Genomic DNA, 24,342 nt, shown 5'->3' with positions numbered 1-24,342 from the left:
TTCTTGATGAAACCGGGTTTCTAGGGTGTACTTCATAAACCTGCAATTTGCTGCTTGCTGTAAAATCTGGGGTTTTTTGTCTGACTGGTTAGACCCAAAGTCAACTGGGGCGATTGCTCTTTTGGGTAACGATCAAACGATCAATCGCTAGCTTGCGGTAATTGGTTAAACAGTTAAACGTATTATACCTTTAGCTGTTTAGATGAATATCCCATAACTGGCTTTTCAGGCAACTGAAGCGATGTCGCGCTGGGGCATAGCGTTCCGTTAACTGCGATCTCCGTGCTACCGTATGCTGATAGCTCAACAAATGCCTTGGCTTTCTTGAGGCGATCGCACCACCCTCAGTTAGGATATCCGCGATCGCACGGCTGCCTGCTCTCCCTAGATAACTCAATCGTATAGGGTCAAGGTTGAACCGCGGATAATGTTATTCAGGGTGAAGGTTGCACGGTCAGAGAAAGCAAATTCGACTTCTTTTTCGGGCGCGTTAAGTTAAGTAGGCGCTGTAAAACGCAATTATGTAAACGATTGTAAAGTATCCCAATTCCCTAAGCGTGGCTAAGTCAGCCCTGTTTACATACTGTTACATAGTTGAGTTTAATTCCGCCTACCTACTTAAACTTTCTCTTAATTAATTCCTTTAAAAGCTTCACAAGCAACAAAAATTGAAGGAGAAACGGCAGCATCTGTTGATGCTCCCGCACTTGCAGCAATTTCTAGGGGCCAGTCAAACTTTTTTTGTTGTGATTGCACTAATTGTCCGACAATTAAGAGGAATTCCTAGAAGTGCTGTTCTGACAATTTCACAGGTCGTCCTTTGAACGCTGTTACCTCAGATTTAACGCTCTTGTTGCCACAGCCTCTGCCACTGACTTCTCACCCGGTGGCGGTGTACCTTTCTCTGTTGGCACCCGGCTCACAGCCGACGATGCGGCAGTCTCTTGATGCGATCGCGTCTTTGCTGACGGAGGGGCAGTGCGACGCGATGACGCTGAATTGGGCGACGCTGCGCTACCAGCACACGGCTGCGGTGCAAGGGGCATTGATAGCACAGCACTCTCCGGCTACTGCTAAAAAGATGATGTGTGCTCTGAAGCGGGTGTTGAAAGAATCACTGCGGCTGGATTTGATGAGCGCGACTGACTATGCCAAGGCGATCGATTTGCCTAAAATTAGGACATCTGACAAACTCAGGGGGCGGGCCTTGAGCGCTGATGAAATTGCCACTCTGTTTGAGGTGTGCCACAATGACTCGACTCCGGCAGGCGCTCGCGATGCGGCTTTGCTGGCGATTCTGCGGGTGGGTTTGCGCCGGGCTGAAGTGGTGAAGCTGGAATTGAGGGACTTTAATACTCGCACGGGTGCTATGAAGGTACGAGGCGGTAAGGGGAACAAAGACCGCACGGTGTACCTTCCTGGGGATGCTGTGAAGGTGGTGGAAGATTGGCTCGTGGTTCGGGGTCTGGAAGCGGGAGCGTTGTTGTGTCCGGCCTGGAAGATGGGTCGGATACATATCAGACCGCTAACACCCCAGGCGGTATTAGTGATTTTGCAAAAGCGGGCAATAGAGGCGGGGGTGGAGTCGTTTTCTCCTCACGATTTCCGCCGGACTTTTTGCTCGGATTTGCTAGATGCTGGAGTTGATATCGTGACTGTGGCGGAGTTGGCGGGACATTCTTCGCCTGCAATTGTGGCTAAATATGACCGCCGAGGAGAGGAAAGAAAGCGGCTCGCTGTGGAGCTGTTGTCGATTCGGAACAAGCGTTGAACTGCCAACAAGCGACAGTAGTCTTGGAGTGCGAATTGACTTCTAGGCTTATAGATGAGGCTGGGAGACGGAGCGAATGAGAGCGATGTACAAAGCTGCTGAGGCTGAATATCACCGCGTTATTGAGGGGTAGTTGTTCATCGTCTCCACTTCACCTATAAAGTATTCTGCCAAACCCTAGAGGCAGACAAAATATTTCACTCCTCAAGCCGTCACGGAGCAAGAGTTTCAGGCGTTGATTATCCATTAACTCCCTGATTCTTTCAGTCAAGGCGTCAAACCTTTATCCGGCTTAGGTTTCATCCACTTGGGTATAATGCTCAACTCTAGGGTTGATCCGTACTACTTTGCATCAAGTCCCACAGCGCGCATTAACGAATTTCGGAAACCCGTCAGGTTTCCAGCCCAACAGAGAACAATAAAATGTCTGTACTCCAATCCCATCCATCGCCTAAAATATCAGCAGGCTCTAAAAATCCAAGTTTACGATGGCACGGGGGTAAAAATGCGCCCCGCCCAAGGTGGACGGCTGTGGTTTTTACTTGTCTTACCTGCTGTTTTACAAATTAGTGCATTGTAAAACATTAAGTAGAGATAGTAAGACATTAAGTAAAACAAACTGTCAGACTTTGGTAAGACAGTATGACGTTGTTGGTTTTACACTTTTAGCTAGGGGAATAATTTTTGGGTTATGCGGTGGCGACCCGGACATCAGACTGTATGACGATCGCCTTTAACCTCGCTGTTAAGTTTGCTTTGGTTCCAGGCGCGTCCGTGCCTTTCAACTTGGCGAGCGAGCGCAACGATGGCAACGGCATTTTATTGAGCGCTTGCTCAGTATCCCCTTCTTGTAGCGCTTGCTCAATATTGTCTCCCTGCAAGGGTTCTGGCTCGGTCAATTCAATAGGTGTAACTTGAACATCAACCACCGTATCGGTTTTATCCGGGCGGGGAGCATACGGTGCAGTGGGTTTGGGTTCAGATACAGGGTCGGTGGCGTTTGGGGGTTCAAGAATGCCAATTGTTTTTGAGCCAAATTTGACTATCAAAGCATCTTTGAATGTGCCGATTTGCGTGTCATCAACGTGGTGTAACATCATCAAAGCTGTATCAGGGACAGTGCAGATTGAATCGCCTGCTTACAAATAACAGTGGTGAGCGGCGCCAAGATATTTTACCGTTTTGAAAAATGTGCTTGGCAGGACTGAACCGCATTTGCTGTGGTATTGGAGTTCACCTTGCTGTTGTAGGGCTAGCAGCGCCGTCTGAATCAGCATTGTGTGTCGCATATTGATTTTTCTAACTGAAGTTCCCCCATTGACAAAAGGCGTATTGATGGAGTAGCAAGCTTTTGAAAGATGTAGGCTCCGGTTTTACTGGGTACAAATTAGGGGAACACCCAGCAAATCCAAAGCTTTTTGTTGCACGATTGTCGGTTGAGTAATCTTGTCAAAAACCCAACTCGCACCCTCAATGCTTCCTACAATTTCATTATGGGCGATCGTACCTAAATCAGCTAGTAAAGTCTGGAAGCTATGCACTGGTAAATTATCGGCAGTCCGCTTAGTCCTGGCTTTAGCCTTAGTCCGATCGCTTTTGGTTGCCTTTACCACAGATGTTTGTTTGTGGTGAGCCGATTCCCAATCGTCTTCATCAAACAGCATTGGTGCTAATCGAGAACGCATCTGGTATTCTACGTAATAGGCTAACATACATAAAAACACGTGAACCCTAACTCGATCGCTGTTGCGGTGGTAAATCGGTCGCACCTTTAAATCCACAGTCTTAAAACTCCGAAAAGCCTGCTCTACTTGAGATAGGCTTTTATACGCCCTCACCGTTTCTGTTGCCGATAAAAGCTCAGACTCGACTGAAGTCCGAATCACATATAACCCATCTAATGCAGCTTCGCTGTCAATACTTTGCGTGTTTCTTTCGTAACTAAAACTGTTCTCTTGAATATCCAGCGTGAAATGCTTGGCAACTTTGTAAAGATTCACCACCTTTCCCACTTTCAGGGCAATATTTGATGCCCCTGTTAAACGCTTTTTCTGTCTCGTTGTCGCAGCAACTATTTTGGATAGTTCTTTTTCAGTTGCTTGCAACAATTCTGATCGGGTTTTGGCTCGCTCTGCTGCTAGCAGGGGATTGCGGCAAGCAATTAACCGTTCTCCCGGATAGTCCTCTGACGAGATTTCAGCGATGTTTTGTTCGTCAAATAAAGATAGTTGAATCGATTCTTGCTCGACCAAGCTGCGGATTTGTACCGCACGCAGGGCGCTAATCCAATCGAAACTACGATTGGCGGTTTGAAAATGTTTTTGAATTGTGGTTGAAGAAATGATGCCTCGATCGCCCACCCAAATTATTTTGGCAATCCCAAATCTTTCTTTGAGCTTGGTAATTTGATTGCTTAAGGTTTTTGGGTCAGCAGTATTGCCCTCAAATACTTCAACTGCGATCGGGCAGCCAGAAGCATCGCACATTAATCCAAATACAATCTGCAATTTACCTCTTTTGCCATCCCGATTGTAACCGTACCGGGCTAACGGGCAAGTTTTGCCCTCAAAGTAACTGCTCGATACATCATACAGCACCAAGGTTGATGATGCTAAATGAATGGAAGCCAAATTATTCTCGATCGACTCTTGTCTGGATAAGAGCCAGTCCATTGCCAAATATAATTCATCTTCATCGGCACCCTCGATTCCCAAAATTTTGCCAATACTTGAGAAACAAGTTTCGTCGTTGAATCCTCTGGCTGTAGCAAGTTTCGAGCGCGGGTCGATAATTCTGGCGATTATCATCGCCAATACTAATCTTCTGTTGCGGCTATTTTCGGAACTAATTAAATTGTGTAAGCCAGTATTTTTCAGGCTGCCCAATACTGCCGCTACGTGGCCGTGCGGGCGGGAGCGAGTAATTTTAAAAGAGTCAGGTAAGGAGGCGAGCGTGACGCCACCTTTTAACAAGGCTTGCAGACCATTTACGGCATGGTCTGGTAATTTTGATAAGTTTGCCAGGGTGCGTTTACGTACTTTTCCACCTTCGCGGTAGGACTCGCGAAGCAGTACGGCTGGCGGAGAATTTCTGTTTGGAACACGTTCGATATACATGGCTACTATTATGCCACACCTGCCGATCAGGTAATCTTAAGACAATCTTAAGATACATGGGTACGAGAAAGGGTGCAAAAAGCTGACTTTTACTTGCAGCGTAGGGGTTTGCTAGATTTGAACATCCCTTCTACGGGGGGAACTTCAGTTCTAAGCTCGGTGTGGCCTATGGTGTCTGGGTGTCTTACTTCTTTGTCTTACCTAGTAGCATTAAGTAAGACTATTGTCTAGCGTTTGCAAGACCAATTTGTCTAGCACTTGTAAGATAATTTGTTAGACATAAGAGGGGTGTATGACAAGTAACCGTATAACAGATTCTGCTTATATGTCATACAAACAGCGACTGATGTTATACAATGGCGTCATACATATATGACCGAGGTAAGACAATGGCTTCGACATCATTAACTTTTCGCTGTCCAGATGAAGTGTTGGAGGCGATCGACAATCTAGGGAAAAAGCGTTATCCGGCGGCGAATACTAAGCACGGGTGCGATCGCTCTAAGACTTTAATCGACATTATGCGGGCGGGCATCGAGGCGCTAAATGATGGCTCTGTTGTCTTACCCGCACCCGAAGAAGTCAGACAGCCGTCTGACGTAAGACAAAAATTGTCAGACAGTTTGTTAGATGCGCGTATTACAGAAATTGTTGAGCGTAAGACAGAACGATTACAAACAGCGCTGGCAGAATTGAGGGCTGAACTGGTGGGGGAGTCAGTCGCCGTGCGAGAAAACAACGACAGCGAATCTCTTAGGCAACAACTCGCGCAAACACAAGAACAACTAGCAATAACCACACAGGAATTTGAAGAGGCTAAAACTAATAATCAAAGGTGGAGGGACGCTTTCAAGGAATTGGAGGGGGAGAGGGATAATCTTGAAGGGCAAGTAGGGGCGCTTCGCGATGAAAACCAGCGATTACAGACTGACATACGAAACTTGCAGCAAGAACCGAAGGAAACCGACGCCGACTTTGCCAAGCTCCAAGAATCAAGTGCATTAGTAATCAACAATCTTCGCGAAGACCTGCGAGTATTGCAATCGCGCCTTGCAGAAGAAAGGGTAGAGCGAGAAAGTCTGCAAAAACAATTGGATAATGGAGCCGAACAGAATCCAGCCTCTACTAACACACAGCAACCAGCGGCCGAACTGGGATTACCAGAGGCCGCCGACTTGCTCAACCAGTTGAAAGCCGAACGAAAAAAATCAACCACAACGCTCGCAGATGTTGAGACAATCTTAGAAATTCTTGGGAGTGATGATGAAGATTGATTTTACTTGGATTGAGGATGAAGCCCAGAGAGCGCAATTGATAGCACTCTGGGCAGCGGGCGATAGGAGTGCTTATTTCAAGCTGCACGATGCTATGTACCTTAAGCAACTAGGGATTGAAGCATTCCCTACAATTTTTCATCAGCCTAACCCTAATGAGAATTACTACGGTGATGAGAGCTATCAAAGTAAGGACTCCTATCTTCCTGGATAATCAAGAAGTTCTGAGACGACACATCCCAGGATATTAGGAACTTTCCCCGGTAAATACCGGGTTTTTTTCTGGGTTAGCTATCCGATCGCCCGATCGCCCAAACAAAAAAACCTCCGACCGAAATGTCAGAGGTTTTTTACACGATGGGTAATTTGCAATTGGTAATTGGCAACGGGGTGAAATGAGCAGCCGAACAGAAACTTACGCTAAGGAATTGATTAGTCGTTTTGAATACTGCGCTTGCCTCTTATAAACCTGTACCAATTGATCTGTCTGAAATTAAAAAGCCTCAAATCCTTACTGTGCCATACAAAAAAGCTGTACCAAAAAATCTATGCTCTAATTGGTACAGTTTAATTTTCAACTCTTTAAGTTTTTGAGAGACAAAAAAGTAGTTCCCAGAATGCTTATCCAGTAAAACTTTCAGCCTTAACGTAAGTTTCTGTACGACTGCTCATTTACCCCCGGAGATTGGCGAATAGTATTAGCAACTCTTCCCAAAAATTGGGATATCCACGAGTTGCTTCAGTCTCAAGGGGGCTATGGCCTAACCCATATCTGTAAACTGGAGCGGTTAGAGCGAAACCCCTTCCCTGTGGACGATGCGCGCGACCAGTTAGAAGCATTTTCCTATTACCTTTCATTTGCCAGAGGACTGTGGCTTGCTCCCATGCTAATTACTGGTTTTGATGCACAGGGAAAGCAGGTTTTTGATGAGTGGTCAGCTTGTCGCGCCGACTCTTGGCAAAATACTTATACGTGGTTTTCTACGGATTCAACCGACCTAGTTGAAGCCTTTCCTGGTTTTATGCGTCGGTGGCAGAATAAGAACTGGCGGGAGGTAGTGCAAGAGTCTATTCACTGGTATGTGGAGAGTAAAAAGCAAGCTGGAGGAGTAAATGGTTCGATTGTTTTACAGCAGGCAGCATTAGAACGACTGGCATGGGTCTTGTTGGTAGAAGATAAACGCAGCCGAGCGTCAAAATGGGTTTCACAAACTCCCAGGCGCTGATGAAGTGAAACTCTTGCTGTCATATTTGGGGATAGACTTAAAAATCCCAGATCGCTTAACTAACTTGATTCAGCTAGCGAATAGGCAAAACTGGATTGATGGCCCACAGGCGATAACTGAAATACGGAACGCAATCGTTCATCCTAACCCAAAAAGCCGTCATAAAGGATGCGGAGCTTCAAAAGAAACCAGAGCAGAGGCATGGAGTCTAGGTCTGAAATACCTGGAGTTTGCCCTGCTCAAGCTATTTGATTATCCGTATGTTTAGCTCTCTCACGCTTGATGCCAACTGGCTTGAGATAAGGAGCGATATGGAGAATCTACCCCTGAAAGGAGAAAGAGGGTGGTTACAGGCGATTCTGAGAGGAGTTTTTTAGGGTGATCGCGAAGCTGGCAGAGTCTGATCGCACCTCAATTATTCAAGAGCCTGCTTTAATAACTCTCACAAAGCCCTCAGACCTAGTTGCAGCCATTACTACTTTGCTATCAAAATAGTTTACTATCTTTGGAAAGAAATCACCAAAACCCTATTTATAACAAGTTAAACCAACGCCTAATAATTTGTCACGCCCAGCTTTCAAGCTATAACGATATCAAACTAGCAAGTAGCACCAATGTTCGTAGTTAGCCTTTTGTCGAGAAAAGGAGGTTCGGGAAAGACAACCCTGGCCGTCCACTGGGCAGTTGTTGCCGTAAAGTGCGGCTTGAGTGTCGTATTGGCAGACATGGATTCCCAGAAGTCCTCAGCATCTTGGTTTAACAAGCGAGAAGCTGAAACCCCGCTGCTGATACAGCCCCAACCGTACAACATCTCTGACCACATTCAAGCTTGCGGCGACGGTGGTATTAACCTAGTGCTGATTGACACTCCCCCTGACATTGACACAAATGCCGTCCATGCGGCTAGAGTCTCAGACTTGGTAGTAATTCCGGTGCGGCCTTCTGTACTGGACTTGGAGGCGATCGCAGGTACGGTGGAACTGATACGAGGCATAGGCAAGCCCGCTGTATTCGTCCTCAACCAAACACCACCCAGGCCAGGCGTTACCGATGAAGCTAAAACCGCCCTAGCTGCCTACGCTTTGCCCATTTGTCCTGTGGCATTAGCCTCTCGCATTGCCTACTCACGCGCCTTGATTGATGGTCGGGTAGCTTCTGAGATTGAGCCAAGGGGAAAAGCCGCGATAGAGATTAAACAAAGTTGGAACTGGATTGCTCAACAGTTGAAAGCAGGGAGTAAGTAATGCCCAAGAAGAAACCAAGTTTATCCGATTTGACACTCTCCAAGGGGACAACCACAGTACAAGCACCGTCCTCCACGACAGAAGCTGAACCCAAACGCAGGGGGCAGACGTTACGGTTAGATGAAGGGGCGTGGAAGCAACTCAAGCACCTGGCAACTGACTTGGGGAAGCCTTCTCACGATTTGCTCATAGAGGCCGTCAACGATCTGTTTAAAAAATATGGCAAACCGCCGATCGCTTAAACTTGCACTCCTCTATCAAGCATCAACCAATGGTAACGCCAGCTTGGTCGCACCTATCCGACCAAGCTAGACGACAAGCAATAAAGCTACTTTGCTATCAAAATAGCTTTATTAAAATTTGAGCTGGATTCTTTAATCTCAAAGTTAGAAACAAATTTTAGCTCCACCAAAACTCCAACTTTACATATCAAAGTATCTTGCTATCAAAATATTAAGGCTTGCTATCAAAATATTAAAGGAGAATCCCCTGACGGGGTGACAACGCCTCTGAAACCTTTATGGGCAAAGCGTTGAGGCTTCTGAGCTTTCCTCAAGATAGCAGCGATTATACAAGAGCTTATTGAGAATTATGATAGTAGCGCTCGCCGCCGATCCTTATCGAAGCCCGAAAAAGTCGCTGCAGCTACGCCAGCCGCAGGCATCGCACGCACATATCTTTTTTGACGTAGCTTAACTCAAACCTTTACAAGTGTATGTCTTTCAACTTGCTTGTCACCCCGTCAGGAGAATCCCTTGTAACCCGAATGGCACACGCGCTCCTGTGGGAATGTCAAGGCGATCGCACCGCCAAAGTTAAAGGCTCAATCCCACTTCTTGAAAGTGAGATACAGAATTGGGGAAATTTCTAGTCCGTACAGGTATAGAATAATTAGTCAATGCCAATATCTCTGCAATTAACAGAATTCTGATACCAAGGTGTGCCGAATGACCCAAAACCCCCTTATTCAAAGAGCCTTAAATTCCGCTAGCCTTGAAAATAAGGCTAAAATTGGCATCAATCCAAATCCTCTCACCTTTGAAGAATATGTGGAGCGAACCCCCGGAAAACTGGAGTTATACAACGGATTCCTCGGTAGCAGAAGCGATTTGAAAGATTCAATAGAACTTTTGCTGATCAGCCTCCAATGCTTTGGCTTAACTAACATTGTGTCACTGTTGCCGAAAGAATTGTGGTTGGAAGCTTTGAATTCTGCTTATCCAAGCGATGAAAAATAAAAAATGCTTCCCTTAACTTCAGAAAACTTAGAACAAAAGCTCACTCAACTGAGAGAATTAAGAAAGGAGTTTGAGACTGAACCCAAAGCGTCCAGTCTTTCTCAGCAAAACCTAAAGCAACTGTTGCAGAACTTAGAGAAAATGTCAGCCAAGATATCCGATTCCATCGGCTTGCAAGCTGAACGCCAGCAGTCCCAAAGTGAAAGCGTTTACTCATTTTAGAATCCATTAACTCTTTCAGATCGCCAATCAGAAGACGCGCCAAAAAACATTCTAGTTCTGATTCGGCTTCGCAAAGAAGACTTAGACAAAATACCAACTAAGCGGGATTGGGTAATCCCAGACACCTTATCTGATGCCACCGCTGATTTAAGGAAGATGACCGGACAAATCCTCCCCGAAAGCTGCAAATGCTCCGAATGGGCAGGCATAAGCCTCAAAGTGGAGAAAGTGGAATTGTTAAAACCAACGGCTGGTAAAATTGCCAAAGAATTGGCTGGGACTTGGGTGATTCGAGTTGCTATTTGTGATTGAAATTTTTATGGATTATGGATTAATAAGCAGCAGTTTATAGTAGTCTTCATGCGAGTAACAATTCTATCAGTCACTTTGGATGAAACTGCTGCCTCCGACATTCGACCTATCGATTATTGTTAGTCCAAAGATTCCTCTAAATCTTCTAATTCCTCAGATGAATCAACCGGATCTTTGGCACTAACCGCATACTCTTTGGCCAAAGTAGCAAAAGGAAAGGGAAACGGCAAAGAAATCTCATCTGCGAAATAGGGCCAGCGGTCTCTGAGACTATGGACGAAAAAAGCCAATTTTTCTGCATCTATTTCAGGGGAATAAATGACAGCTATCTCTAGGAGTTTTGGGTTCCCAGCTTGTCTGCTACCATTATCAAGCCGAGACTGCTTTTGTTGTAAGGTGTTTGTACCTTGTTCAGTAGTTAACGGCTTTCTCATGCTTAGATAAAGCATATATTTTTTATCATCACACACATCTTTCCAACAGAATAAACCGCTAGTTCTGCTACCGGGAGAACCCTTGACAATACCGACAGGAACTTCGCCGTCTGGAACTCGCAACCGCACAAACCACAAGCGATTTAGTTCTGATTCTGTCAGAATGTGTTGTTTCAGTTCGTGGGGTAAATCGTTGGCGGGTAGCTGGGGGTTTTGTAGCCACGTCAGCATTTTGCGGGCATTTTGCGCTTCCACCATGAAGAGTACGCGAGGTATTTTCTCATTTTCAACTGGTGTACTTAGGCAATCACGCAAGCAATCAGCAATGAATTTATTAAGCAACTGCTGTTCGCGTTTTTTATCACTAGATGACTGTTCTTCATCGCTGTCACCAATCGCTTCATCTACATAGGAATCAAAGTCCCACTTTTCAGTAATTAGGGAGCTAAGTCCGACAGGATATGATACCCATTTTTGCGTCCCGAATAAAGAAGGAGTAGTAACTTGTACGATTCCCTTTACGGGGTTAACTCGCACCATTAATGCAACAGTAGCAGGCGTGTTACTAGCCGTTGTTTTTCGAGTGCGACGCAGCACGCGGAAACAAGTCAGCCACAAATTTGGATCGATACCATCCTTTTCTAGGTCAATTAGAGGAGCAGGCAGAATTCCAAATTGTCGCAATAAATCCGAAACAGCTTTTTGCACTCGATTAAGAGTACCTTTAGGGACATATTGCTTACCCTCTTTATTTTGAGCTGTTACTGCGTGAATGTGTTGATTGACATAGCCAGCTTGCATCGCTCCAATTCTTAATGCTAACTTGGGATCTGACTCCGCTGGAAAGAATGATTTCTTAGGTTTTATTTCAATTAATGCACCGCATATTCCTTGAGATTGAGGGAGAGATGAAACAATCTGAGAAACGCGCTCATCGATTAAATTAATGCGCTGTTGTTGTCGGCTGTTGCCTTTGACTGAGGAATTTTTTACATCAAGTCTCTGCGTCAAATCTTGAACGTGCTGAGTTTTGATTAGCAAGGAACCGTAAGGGCTTTCATAGAGAGTCGGTTCTCCTTGGACTTCGGTAAGGGTTGTATAAATCTGAGATTCTCCTTTGGGTGATAAGTAAAGTATCTCGCAGATTTCAGCAATGAGCGCGTCTCGACATTCTTTGGTTTCCCAGAGTATAAGTATTGTATGCAAAGGGTTTTCAGTGGAACGAAAGACAGCGGGTACAGCGAATGTAGGTCGCAGCATAAGGGTAGATAAATCGTCACGTTTTTTAGGTGATAAATCACCTCGTTTTTTTGGGGTTCCCGGTTCCCAAAAAGGCACATATTTACTGGATACCTTAATTGCTTCGCCCACTCGCTGAAGAGGTAAATTTTCGCCAACCAACTTATTTTGAATTGCCACATCCAAGCTAGCTAAATCTCGTGGACTGACACCGCGAAGGCAAGGGAGTTTACCCCAGGAAGTATGGTAGGCGATCGCCACCTGTATCCCACCTGGTTCTTCTCCAAAGCTTGACCATTGATGTTTTGGGTCAGAGGCTAAAATATTAAGTTCAGGAAGTGGAGATTCGTTAATCTTTAGAAGCTCAGTAATCGCTCTTGACCATCTTGGTTCTCTCCCTTCTTGTGTTATCATTTGCTTGATTCGTAAAGGCATAAAACAGAACGGCTGGCGAACCCCATCTAACCACCGACGATTATCGCCAATATAAGCGGTAGCACCTCCATAGGGAAATTTATCGAAAGGCTTCACAATCCATTGTCGCATTGAAAGTTGATGGTAAATAATCGGGTCTTTGCGCCAAGGAACTGTTTGCAACTTAAAATTGATAACAAATGAGATATCTGATGTATCGACTTGTTTATTTCTCCCAATTAGCGAAACCGGATGAGGAGGCCATGACATTAGTTCAGAACCCTGATTGAGGCTGACAACTCGGTAGAATGTAAGTTCATACTGATTGTTATCACCAAAGCAAACTTTAGGATTTTTGAGAAAGTCAATAGTTAGGTAATCTGGAATTGCTTGGAAGCGGATATCATCGTAGGGTTTTTCTGGCGGATGCAGCAGAGAATAACTTTTAGGCTCTTCCCAATGCCAAGCATCATTATCTAGGTTTTTGAGACTCGACTCGACTTCCTCGTTTCCCAAACACTCACTAAACTCTTCTAGCAACCAATCTTTTATCAATTCTGGCAAGCATGAAAGGTCAGCAGCTTCTGTTGCAAATACCCAAGGCACAGATGGATGCTTCCAGCCATAACGAGCAGTTTGGATGATTTTTGGAAAGCTTGCAGCTACAATGGGGTCGAGAGAGTAGACTGGCACAGAGGGATAGCCTTTCCCAAGTAACTTGACGCGCTTTTGTGCCAGAGATTTAGCGACTTGTTGCCACGCAGTAGGAACAATTAGGGAAAAGAGATTGTATTGCACATCCTCCGTCATTTCCCAAGCTCCAGGTAGAATTGTTTTAATTTTGTTCATTTTTTTCATAGTGTAATTCCTTGGTTTCTTTGAGTGCATTTAAGAAAGCCCCGTAGAGCGATCGCGCTAAGGTTCTTTCACAAGATCGTTTTCCTTCCCCCTCAACCGAGAGTTGAAGTTCTTTGAGAATTCCAACTAAAAGTGAGGTGACATTGCTGTCGAATTCCCCTGCGGCTGAATTAGGTGCGAACTTGACATCCAAAAAATGAACGATACAAGGAACACCGCCACGCACTAAACGCCCAATGATTTGCCAGATACTAACTAATTGAGTCCAGCAAAGTACAGAACGTTCATCATCCGTCAACTGTCTGAAAGACATCGCTCGACAACTCAAATCGAGCATCTTTCCCACCGCATACTTGTAAAATTCGTTCTCAACATTCGACAGCGTGAGAGCGTCACCGCGCCGTTGCATGGGCTCGTAGAGATTAGAATTAGAAGCATTTTCTAGCGCCCAATTGTTAAGTTGCTGGACAGTGGTTTGCCAATCATCCGGGACAGGCATCGGCCGACACAGAAATACTGCTGCACCAAATGCTGCTATCTGGCTATTGTTGAGGATGTTATGACCCCGCTCTAAAGCCATTAAAGGAGCTACTACAATCTGAGTAGGAAGCTGATGCAAATCCCGAATTTTGCCCCGGCGAATTCCGCTCAAATTAGTTGGAGCATTATCACGACGAAGGACTTTAATTCGTTCCCCTTGTGGAATGACTTCGCCTACGATATTTTCAACACGGTAAACCGATTTCAAAACCGACTCAACCCATTCGGCTTCGTCATAACTGTTGGTAATGACCAGAACCCGATGGCGCTTATCCCACCGCTGGGGGTCAAGCTGTTCTTTATCTTTTAAGGTATCAAATAACAGATCGAGAAAGCTCTTAGCTTCTCCTGATTTATTACAGATAGCCTTAACCATTTCTTCAGCCTTCTTTTTCCGCGCAGCGGGTGGTTGTCCCGATAGAGCAATGTACCTCCCTGCGCTCTGCTGCGGCTTGAAGAAAAACTCACTTTCGCCAATTCCCGCATCGCCAGCTTTGTCATTATTCGGCGCTGGTTCTAGCAAGACTGTAGGTTTTTTCTGAATGTGATAAGCTGGGCTCCCTGGGGCATAACTCGTACCTGAAATCAGCACCGTATGGGGACCATTCCAACCATCAACAGCCCAAAGAGTGGGGAAATTTAAAAGCAAGTAGCGACCTACTCCCACATAGCGGAAATACTCCAATTTTCCCCCTATATTGCTGCGGCGATCGCGCGTATATTTAAAGCCTAAAATATTTCCCACAGGCGCAGATGGCAAAATCGGTAGATAATCGCGGGGCGGGCGATACACGAGAGAAAGACTGGTGTCGTGCAAATCAATAATGCTTGTCCCTATTAAAGCACTTAAATGATCGACCAGAAAAGCTAACCGATTCGTCAGCACAGCTACAAGAATAGCGAAGTATAAGTGGCCTGTAACTTCCTCAAACTTAATGTTATCTGTGATAGATATTCCCAAAGATTCAAGCCATCTATTTAGCCAGTCAGCCACTTCATCTAATACCACTCGCTCACTTTCTGCACTTAATATGGTAAGGGCAATCTCCGAAAGTTCTCCTCCCTTACGGCGGTTAAGGGGAGCTTGCAAAAATTTCTCTATTGTTTGCAATAGCTGTTTACGCCGCTGCCGTTCCTCTTCAGGTGGCAAACCCGCCTCAATCCGTTTTAGCCGTTGTTGGCTGCGCTCTTTACGGGTGAGTTTAATTTGGGATTCCTCATTTTCACTGTCTGAGTTCGGTTCAAGAATCTCGCGGATAATGTGAGCAAATACAGAACGACCAGTGAAAGGATTTGAACCTAACCATTCAACCAGTTTAGGTTGGCTGTGCAGTTTGGGAAGGATAATATCAGTGGCAATTTGAGCGTAATCGTTCGCTTTTTTAGCGGCGGCTACTAATTCTGCTCCCATACTGCGACGATCTGAATTGTAAATAGCAGTTGCAAATTTGATGCCAAGTTTATTTAATAATGAGTTTCCCGAAGCATCAACTAACACTTCATCAGGAGCAAAAGCTTCGTCAAACTGCACCTGTACCCGGTCAGCTTCGTCAATAAATAGAAAATTACATTCGCGGTAAACGACTTCAGCAAACGTAAATTTTTCATCAAAAATTTGACCGGGGACGCGGGTATGAATGAAGCTAGCGGTCGTTAATACCCACACGAAAGCTTGCGCGATGTCTTGTTCCAACTGATGGCGAGGACATTTGTAATAAAAAGGGCAAGTATATTTATTTTCTGTTTCGCCTTCCTCCCAATCTTCTAAATCCTCCGAGTTTATATCATTGTCTTTGTCTTTTTTGGTTGCAGTTACTTTTTGGTAAAGGTTGTGACAGGGTTCAGAACCAAATTCCCACTTATTCTCTGATTGCACTAAAGCGAGTAAGGGACAGACGGGACTAAACCAGCGCCATGCTGGATGAATCGCTCCTTGTTCAATTTGCTGACCCTTTGTGGCTAAAATGGGTTCGTAAACTTTTTCCAGTTGTTGGGAGCGCTCGCTCCCCCCCAATACGGGAGCCGCACGAATCCCCAATCCGTGCCAAAAGAGGGAAGCGAGGCGCACGGCTGCTACCACATCATTGACGATTAAAGCGCAGCGATATCCCTGTTTTGCCAAATGATAAATAAGAACTTCGAGCAGAGTAGATTTGCCGACATTTAATAAACCGACAATGTGGATGAGTTGTTCTAGTTTCAGTTCACAACCTGGAGAAAAATCATCGCTTTTATCGTCGTACAACCGTAAGGCAATCCCTTGAAGGCGGCTATAATAATTTTCTGGATCGTACCTTGATTTAGCCAGTTGACTATCCATTTCCTGGGCTGAAATCAGCAACTCGTCTAGTGTAATGGTATGAGCAGGATTCTCCTGAGTGCGCGTGCGGTGAAAAGAAACCTGTGATGAGGATGCTTGATGAGAAACAGCTTGGGGAATATTGATGGGAACCTCAATAGGAGTATTCCCTTTGTGGGAAATCTTAGCATACCAATACCCAGGATTTGCTAGTTTAATTTTTGTTTTTTTGTGCTGTGGGGTTGCTGATAAGGTTTGGCGATATAGCTGCCAGCGACGAGGGTAGGTACTTGAGGGAATTAATTGCGGGGATTGATTGATGTCCGTCAAGCTGTAAATTCTCAAAATTTCAGGGATGTTGATGTATTCAGAAAGCGAACGTTCCCATTGGTTCCCTTTGCGACGCACCAAATAAAAGCGAGCTTTTTGTACCAAGAACCAGTTGCTATCACTTTGTAAATTGATATCGCTTGGCAAATTGATATCAGTTTGCAGAAATGCAACCGGAAACCGATAACCCGAAAGTAGACCGGAGACTGAAATTGCAACTTCTTCCGGTGCTATTTCTTTCAATAAAGTTAGCCCTAATTCTACTTCTACAATCAGTTGGGCTATGCGCTGTATTTCTCGCTTCTGTACTTTTTGATCAACATCAGGTAGGTTAGAAATAACATGAGATTTTAAGTCGTCAGAGTTACGTAGAGCTTGGCGCAATTGTTGGCTCCAATTAGTGATGTCACGCATGGTTTCTCTCCTTTAAAAGTTTCTCAGCTTGAGAGATGATTTCACTGACAAGCTTCAATCGCAATCCACCCAGAGACGGTTCTAGTTGTTGGCGTACTACCCTGATTCGCAATTTTTCTTCTCTCTCATCTGGGAAGACAATAAAAATTTCTGTAAATTCAGAGCGACGTTGCAATTTTTCTCTAGTTTTCTGCAAACGCTCTTCATCTAAGTACGACCAATCTTTAACATCAATCGCCCAGCGGATTTTCTTGCTAAATTCCACAAGCAAGTCAAATTCATCAATCTCCGGCCACAGGGTGACGCGGATGCCTAATTTTGTAAGAGTTTCTGCTAATTGAATTTCCCAAAGTCCAGGGATTGTCCCATACCGATATACGCCTGGGGTTACAGCTTTCCAAGTTTCTGCTTCATGTTTGGGAATTGGTGGCGACGGCGGCAGATGAAGTTGGGCGCACAGTTGTTCGCAAGTTCCGTTTCGGCAGCTATAGGTTTGAGCTTGGCGACGGTGCATTACATATTTGCAGCGTGGGCAAAAATGATAACTGTTTTCTTCTGCTAAATCGACTAAATCAATGTAGGTTTGTAGCAAGAAGTCCCGCAGGGGTCTGAATTGGGAGGATGAAAGGAGGCGGCGGTATTCTGGGTAGGGGAGGACGGGACGTTCAATAATCAGTTTGCGGAAAGCACGATAGGCATCTTCTAGTTGATACCCTCGGCAATGTTCGAGAACATCTTGCAAGATTTTTTCCTGCACCTGCTTTTCTATGTCGTCACCTGTAACTTGCCATTGTTCAGCAAAGTTGGAAATTGATCCGTCTTCGATGAGGGTGACATCCGGTGAAAGGTATTTAATTTCTGCTGCCGGTTTCCACTCGACTACCGGATTTGTTGCCCATTCAAAAAATTCTGGGAGGTTCGAGGGGGCTTGTTCATCTCCTTGCAGTAAAGATGTTAGGTACATTCGGGACATCCCGATGCGGAGTGCTTTTGGAATGTGCTCTCGCTCGCTCAGTTCCCGCTTTTCCCACTCTGCCAGTCCCGTTGCTAGGTACCGCAAGGTTTCCGGTACCGATATCTGTAGTCCGGGTTCAACTTCTGGGTCGCCTGCAAGCAGGCGGAGACTGCGGGCTGCATTATCTTCCCATTCTATGTCGATGCCACGCATGGTCTGTAACCATCGTTGTACCGTTGCTTTCTGACGCGGCTGCATTCCCAGTTCTACGCACAACTCTTCCAGGGTCGGCCCCTCTTTGTGGACGCGAAACCACTCTCGCAGCGCCTCTAGGATTTTGTCTCTATGTCTGGTGACTTTCACGGGCCGCCCTCCTCAATCTGGGGTGTAGCCCAATTCTCACACCACCTTCACTGGCGTGTCAAGAAAATTTTTCAATGTTTCTACAATGTTTCCAATGTTTCTATTTTATTCGGCTGGCTTCCCTGTCGGGCAAGAGACTGTATTTTGCTACTTTGCTATTTTGATAGTAAAATTTTAAAAAGTAGTTTGCTGGTTTGCTTTTATACCTATAGTTTTTAGATTGTTGGATAAAGCTACTTTGATAGCAAAGCATCAAGCTATTGTTAAAACCTAACTGGATTATTGCTTGTTACCCCATCAGACAGCAAACCATTTCTTCCTCACCAGAGTTCTGACTGCGTTATCGGCTCCGCACCAGACAAGTTACTCGCAACAATTGAGAAACTGGGGATTGTACTGCTCTTCTGTCACTCTGGAAAAATAAAAATGAGAGTAAAATTTTCAACTTTAGATAGAGCGAGGATTTGAGCGTTTATTTTGTAACAGAATGGCTGAAATCAAGATTTTTGGTAAAAGTCTTATGCTAGGGGTGAAATGAGCAGTCGTACAGAAACTTACGCTAAGGAATTGATTAGTCGTTTTAATTTTCAACTCTTTAAGCTTTTGAGATACCAAAAGAGTAGTTCCCAGAATGCTTATCCAGTAAAAGTTTCAGCCTTAGCGTAAGTTTCTGTACGACTGCTCATTTACCCCCTTAGTTATCAGCAATCAGTCATCAGGTAGCGCTACGGTGCTAAATCGTCTCTAACACCGTAGCGCTTGCTTCATCAGTGACACTGTAGCGCTCGGTCAAGCTGGGTGCGGGTCATCCGTTACGCCTAAGCCACTCTAGTAGTGTTTGTTTGGCGTTCTCCTTAGCCATGAGTCGGCTTAGTCGGTCTGGCGCTTCGTCAATTGCTTTCTTGTCTCTAGCGGACTGTGCTTTTAATTCAGTGGGGGACATTTTGCTTAAGTCAGTCATTGTTGCTCTCCTTTAATCTGTGATAAGGTAGCGCTCGGTTTGGTTGGGTTGGTGCGATGTTCAGCGGGCGATGTTCAGTGCGGCCATCTGTTCATGGGTTAGCTGCTGAATTTGCTGTGGTGGCTGCCAGCGAGTGCCCCAGTTCTGCCGAAGTTTGGAAAGTGCGATCGGGCTGGGGAAGAGTTCGGCAGCGCTAACCCAAACACCAACACCGGAAATCTGGCTCGCATAGTAGGTATCAAACTGTTGGCGCGTCACTCTTGCCAGTTGCCCTTGCTCCGATGCCCGCCACAGTCGATCGACAGCCAGCGATTCGCGCTTCAGAATCCGCACGGTTCCTAATAGTTCGGCAACTGGTAGCGTGGCATAAATTGCAATATTATCGCCCGGTTTTAGGGATGCCCCAAAGCTACCTTTTCGGAGTTCGATCGTTTTCGGGTTCCGGTCAACAAAGAAGGCATCAGCCCAAGTCGGGCGGACTGAGATTAAAAAGGTGCAAGTCATTTCCCCTTACCCATCAAGTTTAAAAACGGATTCAGAATCATCAAGCACACGGTCGAGAGCCTTAGATAATTGGAAACAATCAGACGTAATGGCGACGGAGTTCGGGAGTCTCCATTTAGGTTCCAAAACATATCTCGATGAATCAGTTTATGCGCCTCTGGCGAGAGAGGGACGCAATCTCTAACAACCCATTCATTTCGTAAGTTTTTGTAATGCAAATGGTGCGCGTGTGTTGCTCTTTTCCAGGGACGTAATGCACACCGCTTACCTGTGGCTGCGAGAACATTATTGCTCTTTTTGCGCCAATTCACGGATTGAATATAGGTGATATATTCTGCACTTCTAGCCATTGTTTTGTCCTCTTTTAGTGGAGATAATGTCACCCCGATTAATGCTTATTAGTCGTCCAAATCATCCTCGCTCAAGTCATCCTCGCTATCACTGATTCCCTTGAGATTTTTCAGCATTTTTCTGGCCTCTACGAATAGCTGATGATTGCGCCCGCCACGGGTGACACCCCAAAGTACCCAAATCGTTTTCTTGAGTCCTAATTTTTGCTCAATAACAAGCTTTGCTAGTTCGAGTTTTTCTTCGTGTTCCAGGGGAGAATCAGGGGCGAAAACTGGTGTTTGGTGTGTTCCAGCCTTGAGCGCCTCAAACATAGCTGAAATGCGTTCCGCCCTTGTTCCGTAGGGCGTTCCTGGATTCTGCGAGCCTGTTCCCAGAGCGTCTAAAGGCGTTCCAGCCTGTTCCGAGATATCAGAAGTCGGAACAGTCGGAACATCGTCAAATGATGGCTGGTTGCCTCCAAAGCTCAATTCAATTTCCGGCATCAAACCTAATACTGGGTTGCCAATTGTGGAGAGGATGACTGGGGTTTGCTCAGCCATCGAAATAGGAATTAATTGCTTCAAATCAGAGGTTAATTTGTCTCTGGTATCCTTGCTGGCGATGACTCTTTGATTGTTTAACAACTGTTCAATTACTCCATAAGAACCTTGCTCCTCATCATTGCTCGTAGTTCTCACCAAACCTTGAGCTATGAGCGCCAAATTGAGACGGATGTTTGAGTCAGCGACTCCACTTGATGCAAGGTTAAAAGTTTGGGTGCAAATAAAATACCCCACATTGTACTGACCGCCAACAGTCGCGATACTTCCCAACTTGGAAGCCTTATCTTCCCATAGCTGTGCATTTCGTTTCTGCACTAAGCACTGGTGAGTAGCAAACCAATCTTCGAGGATTAATTTAATTGGTCGATTGCGGTAGGTTTCCTCGGTTGCTGGTTGGGATTTCCGACTCTGCAACTTCGCGTAAACTTCGTCCAGAAACTTCATCGACTCCTCTGGAAATAGCGGGTCAAATATGGCAATTCGGTTGCGAGGAACGCCGGGAAAATCTTCGTATTTTTGGGCAATCACGTAGATTTCAGCCGGAGGAAAGCGCGTATTTGTGTCTCGCAGCCACTTGTGCAGAGTGCGAGTTTTGCCAGTGCGAGTAGGGCCAGCTAGGAAGATTGATGTATTGATGCCCGCTAGGGAATTTAGGATTCTGGCTGCTATTTTCCGAGCTATCTCAAGGTTGGAGCTTAACTCAATTATCGCTGCTGTTGAAGATTCAACCTTGTCGCTAGGGTTGTTAATGCCGTCAAATGTTTGTGTCCCCGTTAGCTGAAGTTGAAAGGGATTCTTTTGGTTCCGCAGAAAAGCGATATATTCTTGCTTTTTATCCTCAGACAATCCCGCAGTTTCCGCCTCGAAAACTGCTTCCTCAGCTTCCATTTGAGCAATTCTGATATCGGCTTCACCCAAAACTTCACACTGTTTTAAAACCACCGCACAGTCATTCGCGACCGCCTCCACATCGCCCTCGGCCTGTACTTCTTTAATCCTCATTGCCCGGTAATCTTCCAGCAGCTCAGTACGAGCCGCCAGTTGACCTTTTGCTAGGTCGCGCTTCTCTGCAAGAATCTCATAGTTGGCAAGCTGTCGCTCAGAGTTTTGTAGGCTTCTCAAGCCAGCACCCGCAGCCCAAAAACTGCATCCAGCAAGCGCCATCCACAATGCTTTGTGCGGATTTGTGGCGGGTATTTTCTTATGGAAAACCACGTTGGGATTTGCTTTCCACCGCTCCGCATAATACTCGGTCATGATGTAGGGTTTGCCTGTTTTATCAAGACATTGCAAGGCTTGTTTGTTGCGGATACAGAGTTGCACCCGATTGCTGGCTGTTCCCGTTAATGCAGTGATTCCGCTACCTACCCCCAGCAAAAGTACGAAACCGACTGTCGACAACTTGACCGCAACTGGGAGTCTTTCAAAGGTCAGTAGCAGTGCGCGGTTTGACTTAAGTAATTGAGCGTGTTTTTCGGTTAATGGTGTCATTACTTGCTCCCTCCTTTGGCTTTGAACATTAGGCAGAAAACGATAATGACAAGCCCAATTGAAGGCAAGTAATCAAAGTTACTTGAAACAGGTTTTTTAACCGTCTGAATTTCTTTGATGCCTATCTCCAAGCGTGGTTCTGCGTCCCCTACTTGCTGCCCTTCAGATAACGGTTCGGCAAGGCTGGCAATCATGCCAAGCGTCACGCCACCGCCAACAATTGCAGTAGCCAAGCGGTGCTTAGATTGCCCGGTAATCTTGGCTAATAGATAAACCTGATAAACCCCTATTGGCACTATCGAACCGCCTGCGACTTGCATCAGATGGAATGCAAAAACCACTGCTGAACCGATAGCTACGGGTGCGACGACTTCACACAGATTGGCAGCGTCCCGATACTGGCGCTCGGCGTTAGTTTCCTCCGGCTGCGGTTGGTCAATTGTTGGTGCGGTAACTTGCTGATATTGCTGCTGTTGCTGGTGTTGTTGCTGGTGCTGTCCCCCTCCCACAAAAGAGAGGGGACTGGCTCCGATAAATTCGTGCATAGTCCCCTCTCTCTTAGCGATTGTTGAAATTCATTACGTTCGCAAACCAGCCGCCAAACCCTCTAGCTGTCCCGGTTGCGGAGACGCTGTTGGAGGCGCTAGTAGCTCCAATAGTGACTGGCACTTTCTCCTGAATCCCTTTGTCCGACCCGACTGTGGCTCGACTGAGCAGCTTCTGTCGGCGTTCTCGAAGTGATTCTTGAATTGTTTGCCTCTTCTCTGCAACCTCACCCCGATTTGCGATGGCCTCCATCTTGTTCTCGTGTCGCCAAAGCTCGGCCTGTAAGTCGCCTGTGAGCTCGGAAGCAATCTCGGCTAGTCCGTGCTGACGCTTGGTTTCAATCTTCAGCATCGCTGCTCGGTCTTTGGCATCTAATTGCTCCATCTCAGCCCCAAATTCCGCATTGAGCTTGCGAATTTTAGCGATGGCATTTGCAACTTTGGAGCCGAATTTTTTCCTAATTTCTGTCCATCTGACCTGACCATCGCTGATTTTTTCCAGCGACTCTAAGTAGCTTGTAGCGTTGTCAAGGAAGGGTTCTAAAACTAAGGCAAGCTGTTCGGCATTGGCTGCTTTATCTGCCATCGCCTCCAACTTCGTAACATCGCTCAAGTATGAAAGAATGTCAGCCTCTGTGTCTGCCCAGTCTCCCGCTTTTTCGTCAATGTATGGGCTGTGTCCTGCTGCTGGGTTCCTTATTGCTACGCTGCTGCTGTCGTTGCGTCCAAAATCCATAGTAAAATCTCCTTAGATGAGTCCCCCCCTTTTTGTTAAGGGAGGGAGGATTGTGTGGCCGGCCGATTACTTCTCTAGGGCGATCGGCTGGCTTTGATTTGTCATTTGGTTGAGCTTGTCAGATACTCGATCGCCCGCCGGATGACCAATAACGGGCAACAACTCCCCGCGCCGCCAGCTTTCCGAAAGTTCGATCGCCGTTGCCAAATCCAGTCCAACAGCCATAAATTGGCACTCCGGGAATCCGAGGTTATCGCAGTTGACGCACGGACGCTCTGGCTCATCGGTAACAGGCGGCTGCAACTGAGCCCAGATTTCTGGATTGGATTCAGGCGTAATTTCAAAAACTTTGGTCATTGCTCAATCCCTCCTATTTAGAAACGCTTCCAGCATCATCTGAATTCAGATTAATGCTGTTGTTAATCGTGACGTTTCCGTGAATAATTGTTGGCTCCGAGACTCGCTTTGCGCCGGATTGGTAGCCCGTATCGTACCCAATTGCAAAGACAAGAGTGCCAGCTACAAGCGCACCGCCAACCATTATCTTTGTCAGGTTTTTATCGAAGTCTTTATCATCATCGTTAAGCATCGTTTAAACCTCCTCAGATTTCACGTCAATTGCCTCGCCATCCTTAGACAAATCCTTGCGTTCCGGCGTTGGTGAAGACTTATGGTTGATGACCGTGCCAGCAATGAAATCACCCTTAATTGTTTCGACGTAATTACCGCCATTCGTATTGATAACCCGTTTTCCAGGTTTGCCGTCTTCAAAAACTACACCGTTAATAATTCGTACCATTTTTAATCCCTCAAACTGTTGATTTGACCGAGTATTTCAATGCCTTTCGCGTCTGTAATGCCTTCTTCTCTCAGACTCTGAGCTGCCACTAAGTAGGTCGGCGGGAAAATCCATAAGTATGTAACAAAATATTAAGTCGGGTGACTGGACTTGAATTTAATACG

At 45.8% G+C, this 24,342-nt stretch carries 24 protein-coding genes; 9 read left to right on the top strand and 15 right to left on the bottom strand.

Features of this window, described 5'->3' with window-relative positions:
- Positions 1 to 630 precede the first annotated feature (630 nt).
- A complete protein-coding gene (locus QUB26_RS15780; protein ID WP_255512975.1) occupies positions 631 to 756 on the bottom strand; it encodes a hypothetical protein in 126 nt (41 codons plus the stop codon).
- Positions 757 to 820: 64 nt separating this feature from the next.
- Here QUB26_RS15780 and QUB26_RS15775 point away from each other — a divergent pair, with 64 nt between their 5' ends.
- The gene (locus QUB26_RS15775) at positions 821 to 1,771 is read left to right on the top strand and encodes a tyrosine-type recombinase/integrase (RefSeq protein WP_333241817.1); all 951 of its coding nucleotides are present in this window, start codon (positions 821 to 823) and stop codon (positions 1,769 to 1,771) included.
- Positions 1,772 to 2,460: 689 nt separating this feature from the next.
- Here QUB26_RS15775 and QUB26_RS15770 read toward each other — a convergent pair.
- From QUB26_RS15770 to QUB26_RS15760, 3 genes are all read right to left on the bottom strand, one after another.
- Positions 2,461 to 2,871: a hypothetical protein gene (locus tag QUB26_RS15770; RefSeq protein ID WP_194010816.1), complete on the bottom strand. Its 411-nt coding sequence runs from the start codon at positions 2,869 to 2,871 to the stop codon at positions 2,461 to 2,463.
- A gap of 39 nt (positions 2,872 to 2,910) precedes the next feature.
- The gene (locus QUB26_RS15765; protein ID WP_333318735.1) at positions 2,911 to 3,060 is read right to left on the bottom strand and encodes a hypothetical protein; all 150 of its coding nucleotides are present in this window, start codon (positions 3,058 to 3,060) and stop codon (positions 2,911 to 2,913) included.
- Between the two features lie 84 nt (positions 3,061 to 3,144).
- The gene (locus QUB26_RS15760) at positions 3,145 to 4,887 is read right to left on the bottom strand and encodes an IS1634 family transposase (RefSeq protein WP_333241814.1); all 1,743 of its coding nucleotides are present in this window, start codon (positions 4,885 to 4,887) and stop codon (positions 3,145 to 3,147) included.
- A 389-nt stretch (positions 4,888 to 5,276) separates the two neighbouring features.
- Between QUB26_RS15760 and QUB26_RS15755 the strand changes: the two genes are divergently transcribed.
- The 8 genes from QUB26_RS15755 to QUB26_RS15720 all read left to right on the top strand — a co-directional run bounded on the left by QUB26_RS15755 (position 5,277) and on the right by QUB26_RS15720 (position 10,403).
- Positions 5,277 to 6,161 (top strand): hypothetical protein, encoded by an 885-nt coding sequence (locus QUB26_RS15755; RefSeq protein ID WP_333241812.1) that lies wholly within the window; start codon positions 5,277 to 5,279, stop codon positions 6,159 to 6,161.
- Positions 6,148 to 6,375 carry a hypothetical protein gene (locus tag QUB26_RS15750; protein WP_194010817.1) on the top strand — a complete coding sequence of 76 codons (228 nt, stop codon included), beginning with the start codon at positions 6,148 to 6,150 and terminating at the stop codon, positions 6,373 to 6,375. The genes QUB26_RS15755 and QUB26_RS15750 overlap by 14 nt, the downstream gene beginning before the upstream one ends.
- 595 nt (positions 6,376 to 6,970) lie before the next feature.
- Positions 6,971 to 7,387, top strand: coding sequence for a hypothetical protein (locus tag QUB26_RS15745; RefSeq protein WP_333241810.1), 417 nt, complete (start codon positions 6,971 to 6,973; stop codon positions 7,385 to 7,387).
- Positions 7,388 to 8,001: 614 nt separating this feature from the next.
- Positions 8,002 to 8,631, top strand: a complete 630-nt coding sequence (locus QUB26_RS15740; protein ID WP_333241808.1) for a ParA family protein — start codon at positions 8,002 to 8,004, stop codon at positions 8,629 to 8,631.
- Complete coding sequence (locus tag QUB26_RS15735) at positions 8,631 to 8,873, top strand: ribbon-helix-helix domain-containing protein (protein ID WP_333241805.1); 243 nt, start codon at positions 8,631 to 8,633, stop codon at positions 8,871 to 8,873. Before QUB26_RS15740 ends, QUB26_RS15735 begins: the two co-directional genes overlap by 1 nt.
- A 705-nt stretch (positions 8,874 to 9,578) precedes the next feature.
- Positions 9,579 to 9,869 (top strand): hypothetical protein, encoded by a 291-nt coding sequence (locus QUB26_RS15730; RefSeq protein ID WP_333241803.1) that lies wholly within the window; start codon positions 9,579 to 9,581, stop codon positions 9,867 to 9,869.
- Between the two features lie 3 nt (positions 9,870 to 9,872).
- Entirely contained in the window at positions 9,873 to 10,091 is a 219-nt protein-coding gene (locus QUB26_RS15725) for a hypothetical protein (RefSeq protein WP_333241801.1), read from the top strand.
- Between the two features lie 156 nt (positions 10,092 to 10,247).
- Positions 10,248 to 10,403 (top strand): hypothetical protein, encoded by a 156-nt coding sequence (locus QUB26_RS15720; RefSeq protein ID WP_333241799.1) that lies wholly within the window; start codon positions 10,248 to 10,250, stop codon positions 10,401 to 10,403.
- A gap of 119 nt (positions 10,404 to 10,522) precedes the next feature.
- Here QUB26_RS15720 and QUB26_RS15715 read toward each other — a convergent pair whose 3' ends face one another.
- From QUB26_RS15715 to QUB26_RS15665, 11 genes are all read right to left on the bottom strand, one after another.
- Positions 10,523 to 13,339 (bottom strand): pPIWI_RE module domain-containing protein, encoded by a 2,817-nt coding sequence (locus QUB26_RS15715; protein WP_333241797.1) that lies wholly within the window; start codon positions 13,337 to 13,339, stop codon positions 10,523 to 10,525.
- Positions 13,326 to 16,931, bottom strand: coding sequence for a pPIWI_RE_Z domain-containing protein (locus QUB26_RS15710; protein WP_333241796.1), 3,606 nt, complete (start codon positions 16,929 to 16,931; stop codon positions 13,326 to 13,328). The genes QUB26_RS15715 and QUB26_RS15710 overlap by 14 nt, the downstream gene beginning before the upstream one ends.
- Entirely contained in the window at positions 16,924 to 18,249 is a 1,326-nt protein-coding gene (locus tag QUB26_RS15705; protein ID WP_333318733.1) for a restriction endonuclease-related protein, read from the bottom strand. The genes QUB26_RS15710 and QUB26_RS15705 overlap by 8 nt, the downstream gene beginning before the upstream one ends.
- A gap of 805 nt (positions 18,250 to 19,054) precedes the next feature.
- Complete coding sequence (locus QUB26_RS15700) at positions 19,055 to 19,210, bottom strand: hypothetical protein (protein ID WP_333302663.1); 156 nt, start codon at positions 19,208 to 19,210, stop codon at positions 19,055 to 19,057.
- 60 nt (positions 19,211 to 19,270) lie between these two features.
- Positions 19,271 to 19,714, bottom strand: a complete 444-nt coding sequence (locus QUB26_RS15695) for a hypothetical protein (RefSeq protein ID WP_333241792.1) — start codon at positions 19,712 to 19,714, stop codon at positions 19,271 to 19,273.
- 398 nt (positions 19,715 to 20,112) lie between these two features.
- Positions 20,113 to 22,098, bottom strand: a complete 1,986-nt coding sequence (locus QUB26_RS15690; protein ID WP_333241790.1) for a hypothetical protein — start codon at positions 22,096 to 22,098, stop codon at positions 20,113 to 20,115.
- Positions 22,098 to 22,643, bottom strand: coding sequence for a hypothetical protein (locus tag QUB26_RS15685; RefSeq protein WP_333241788.1), 546 nt, complete (start codon positions 22,641 to 22,643; stop codon positions 22,098 to 22,100). The genes QUB26_RS15690 and QUB26_RS15685 overlap by 1 nt, the downstream gene beginning before the upstream one ends.
- A gap of 13 nt (positions 22,644 to 22,656) precedes the next feature.
- The gene (locus tag QUB26_RS15680; RefSeq protein WP_333241786.1) at positions 22,657 to 23,379 is read right to left on the bottom strand and encodes a hypothetical protein; all 723 of its coding nucleotides are present in this window, start codon (positions 23,377 to 23,379) and stop codon (positions 22,657 to 22,659) included.
- A 66-nt stretch (positions 23,380 to 23,445) separates the two neighbouring features.
- Positions 23,446 to 23,736 carry a hypothetical protein gene (locus QUB26_RS15675; RefSeq protein ID WP_333241784.1) on the bottom strand — a complete coding sequence of 97 codons (291 nt, stop codon included), beginning with the start codon at positions 23,734 to 23,736 and terminating at the stop codon, positions 23,446 to 23,448.
- Between the two features lie 13 nt (positions 23,737 to 23,749).
- On the bottom strand, positions 23,750 to 23,968 hold the full coding sequence (locus QUB26_RS15670; protein WP_333198307.1) for a hypothetical protein: 219 nt from the start codon (positions 23,966 to 23,968) through the stop codon (positions 23,750 to 23,752).
- A gap of 3 nt (positions 23,969 to 23,971) precedes the next feature.
- The gene (locus QUB26_RS15665) at positions 23,972 to 24,178 is read right to left on the bottom strand and encodes a hypothetical protein (RefSeq protein ID WP_333198306.1); all 207 of its coding nucleotides are present in this window, start codon (positions 24,176 to 24,178) and stop codon (positions 23,972 to 23,974) included.
- Positions 24,179 to 24,342 lie beyond the last annotated feature (164 nt).

The sequence above is a fragment of the Microcoleus sp. B4-C1 genome (assembly GCF_036705285.1).
Taxonomy (GTDB): Bacteria; Cyanobacteriota; Cyanobacteriia; order Cyanobacteriales; family Microcoleaceae; genus Microcoleus.
The sequence above is the reverse complement of the archived record's forward strand: the minus strand, read 5'-3'. Positions and strand labels throughout refer to the sequence as shown.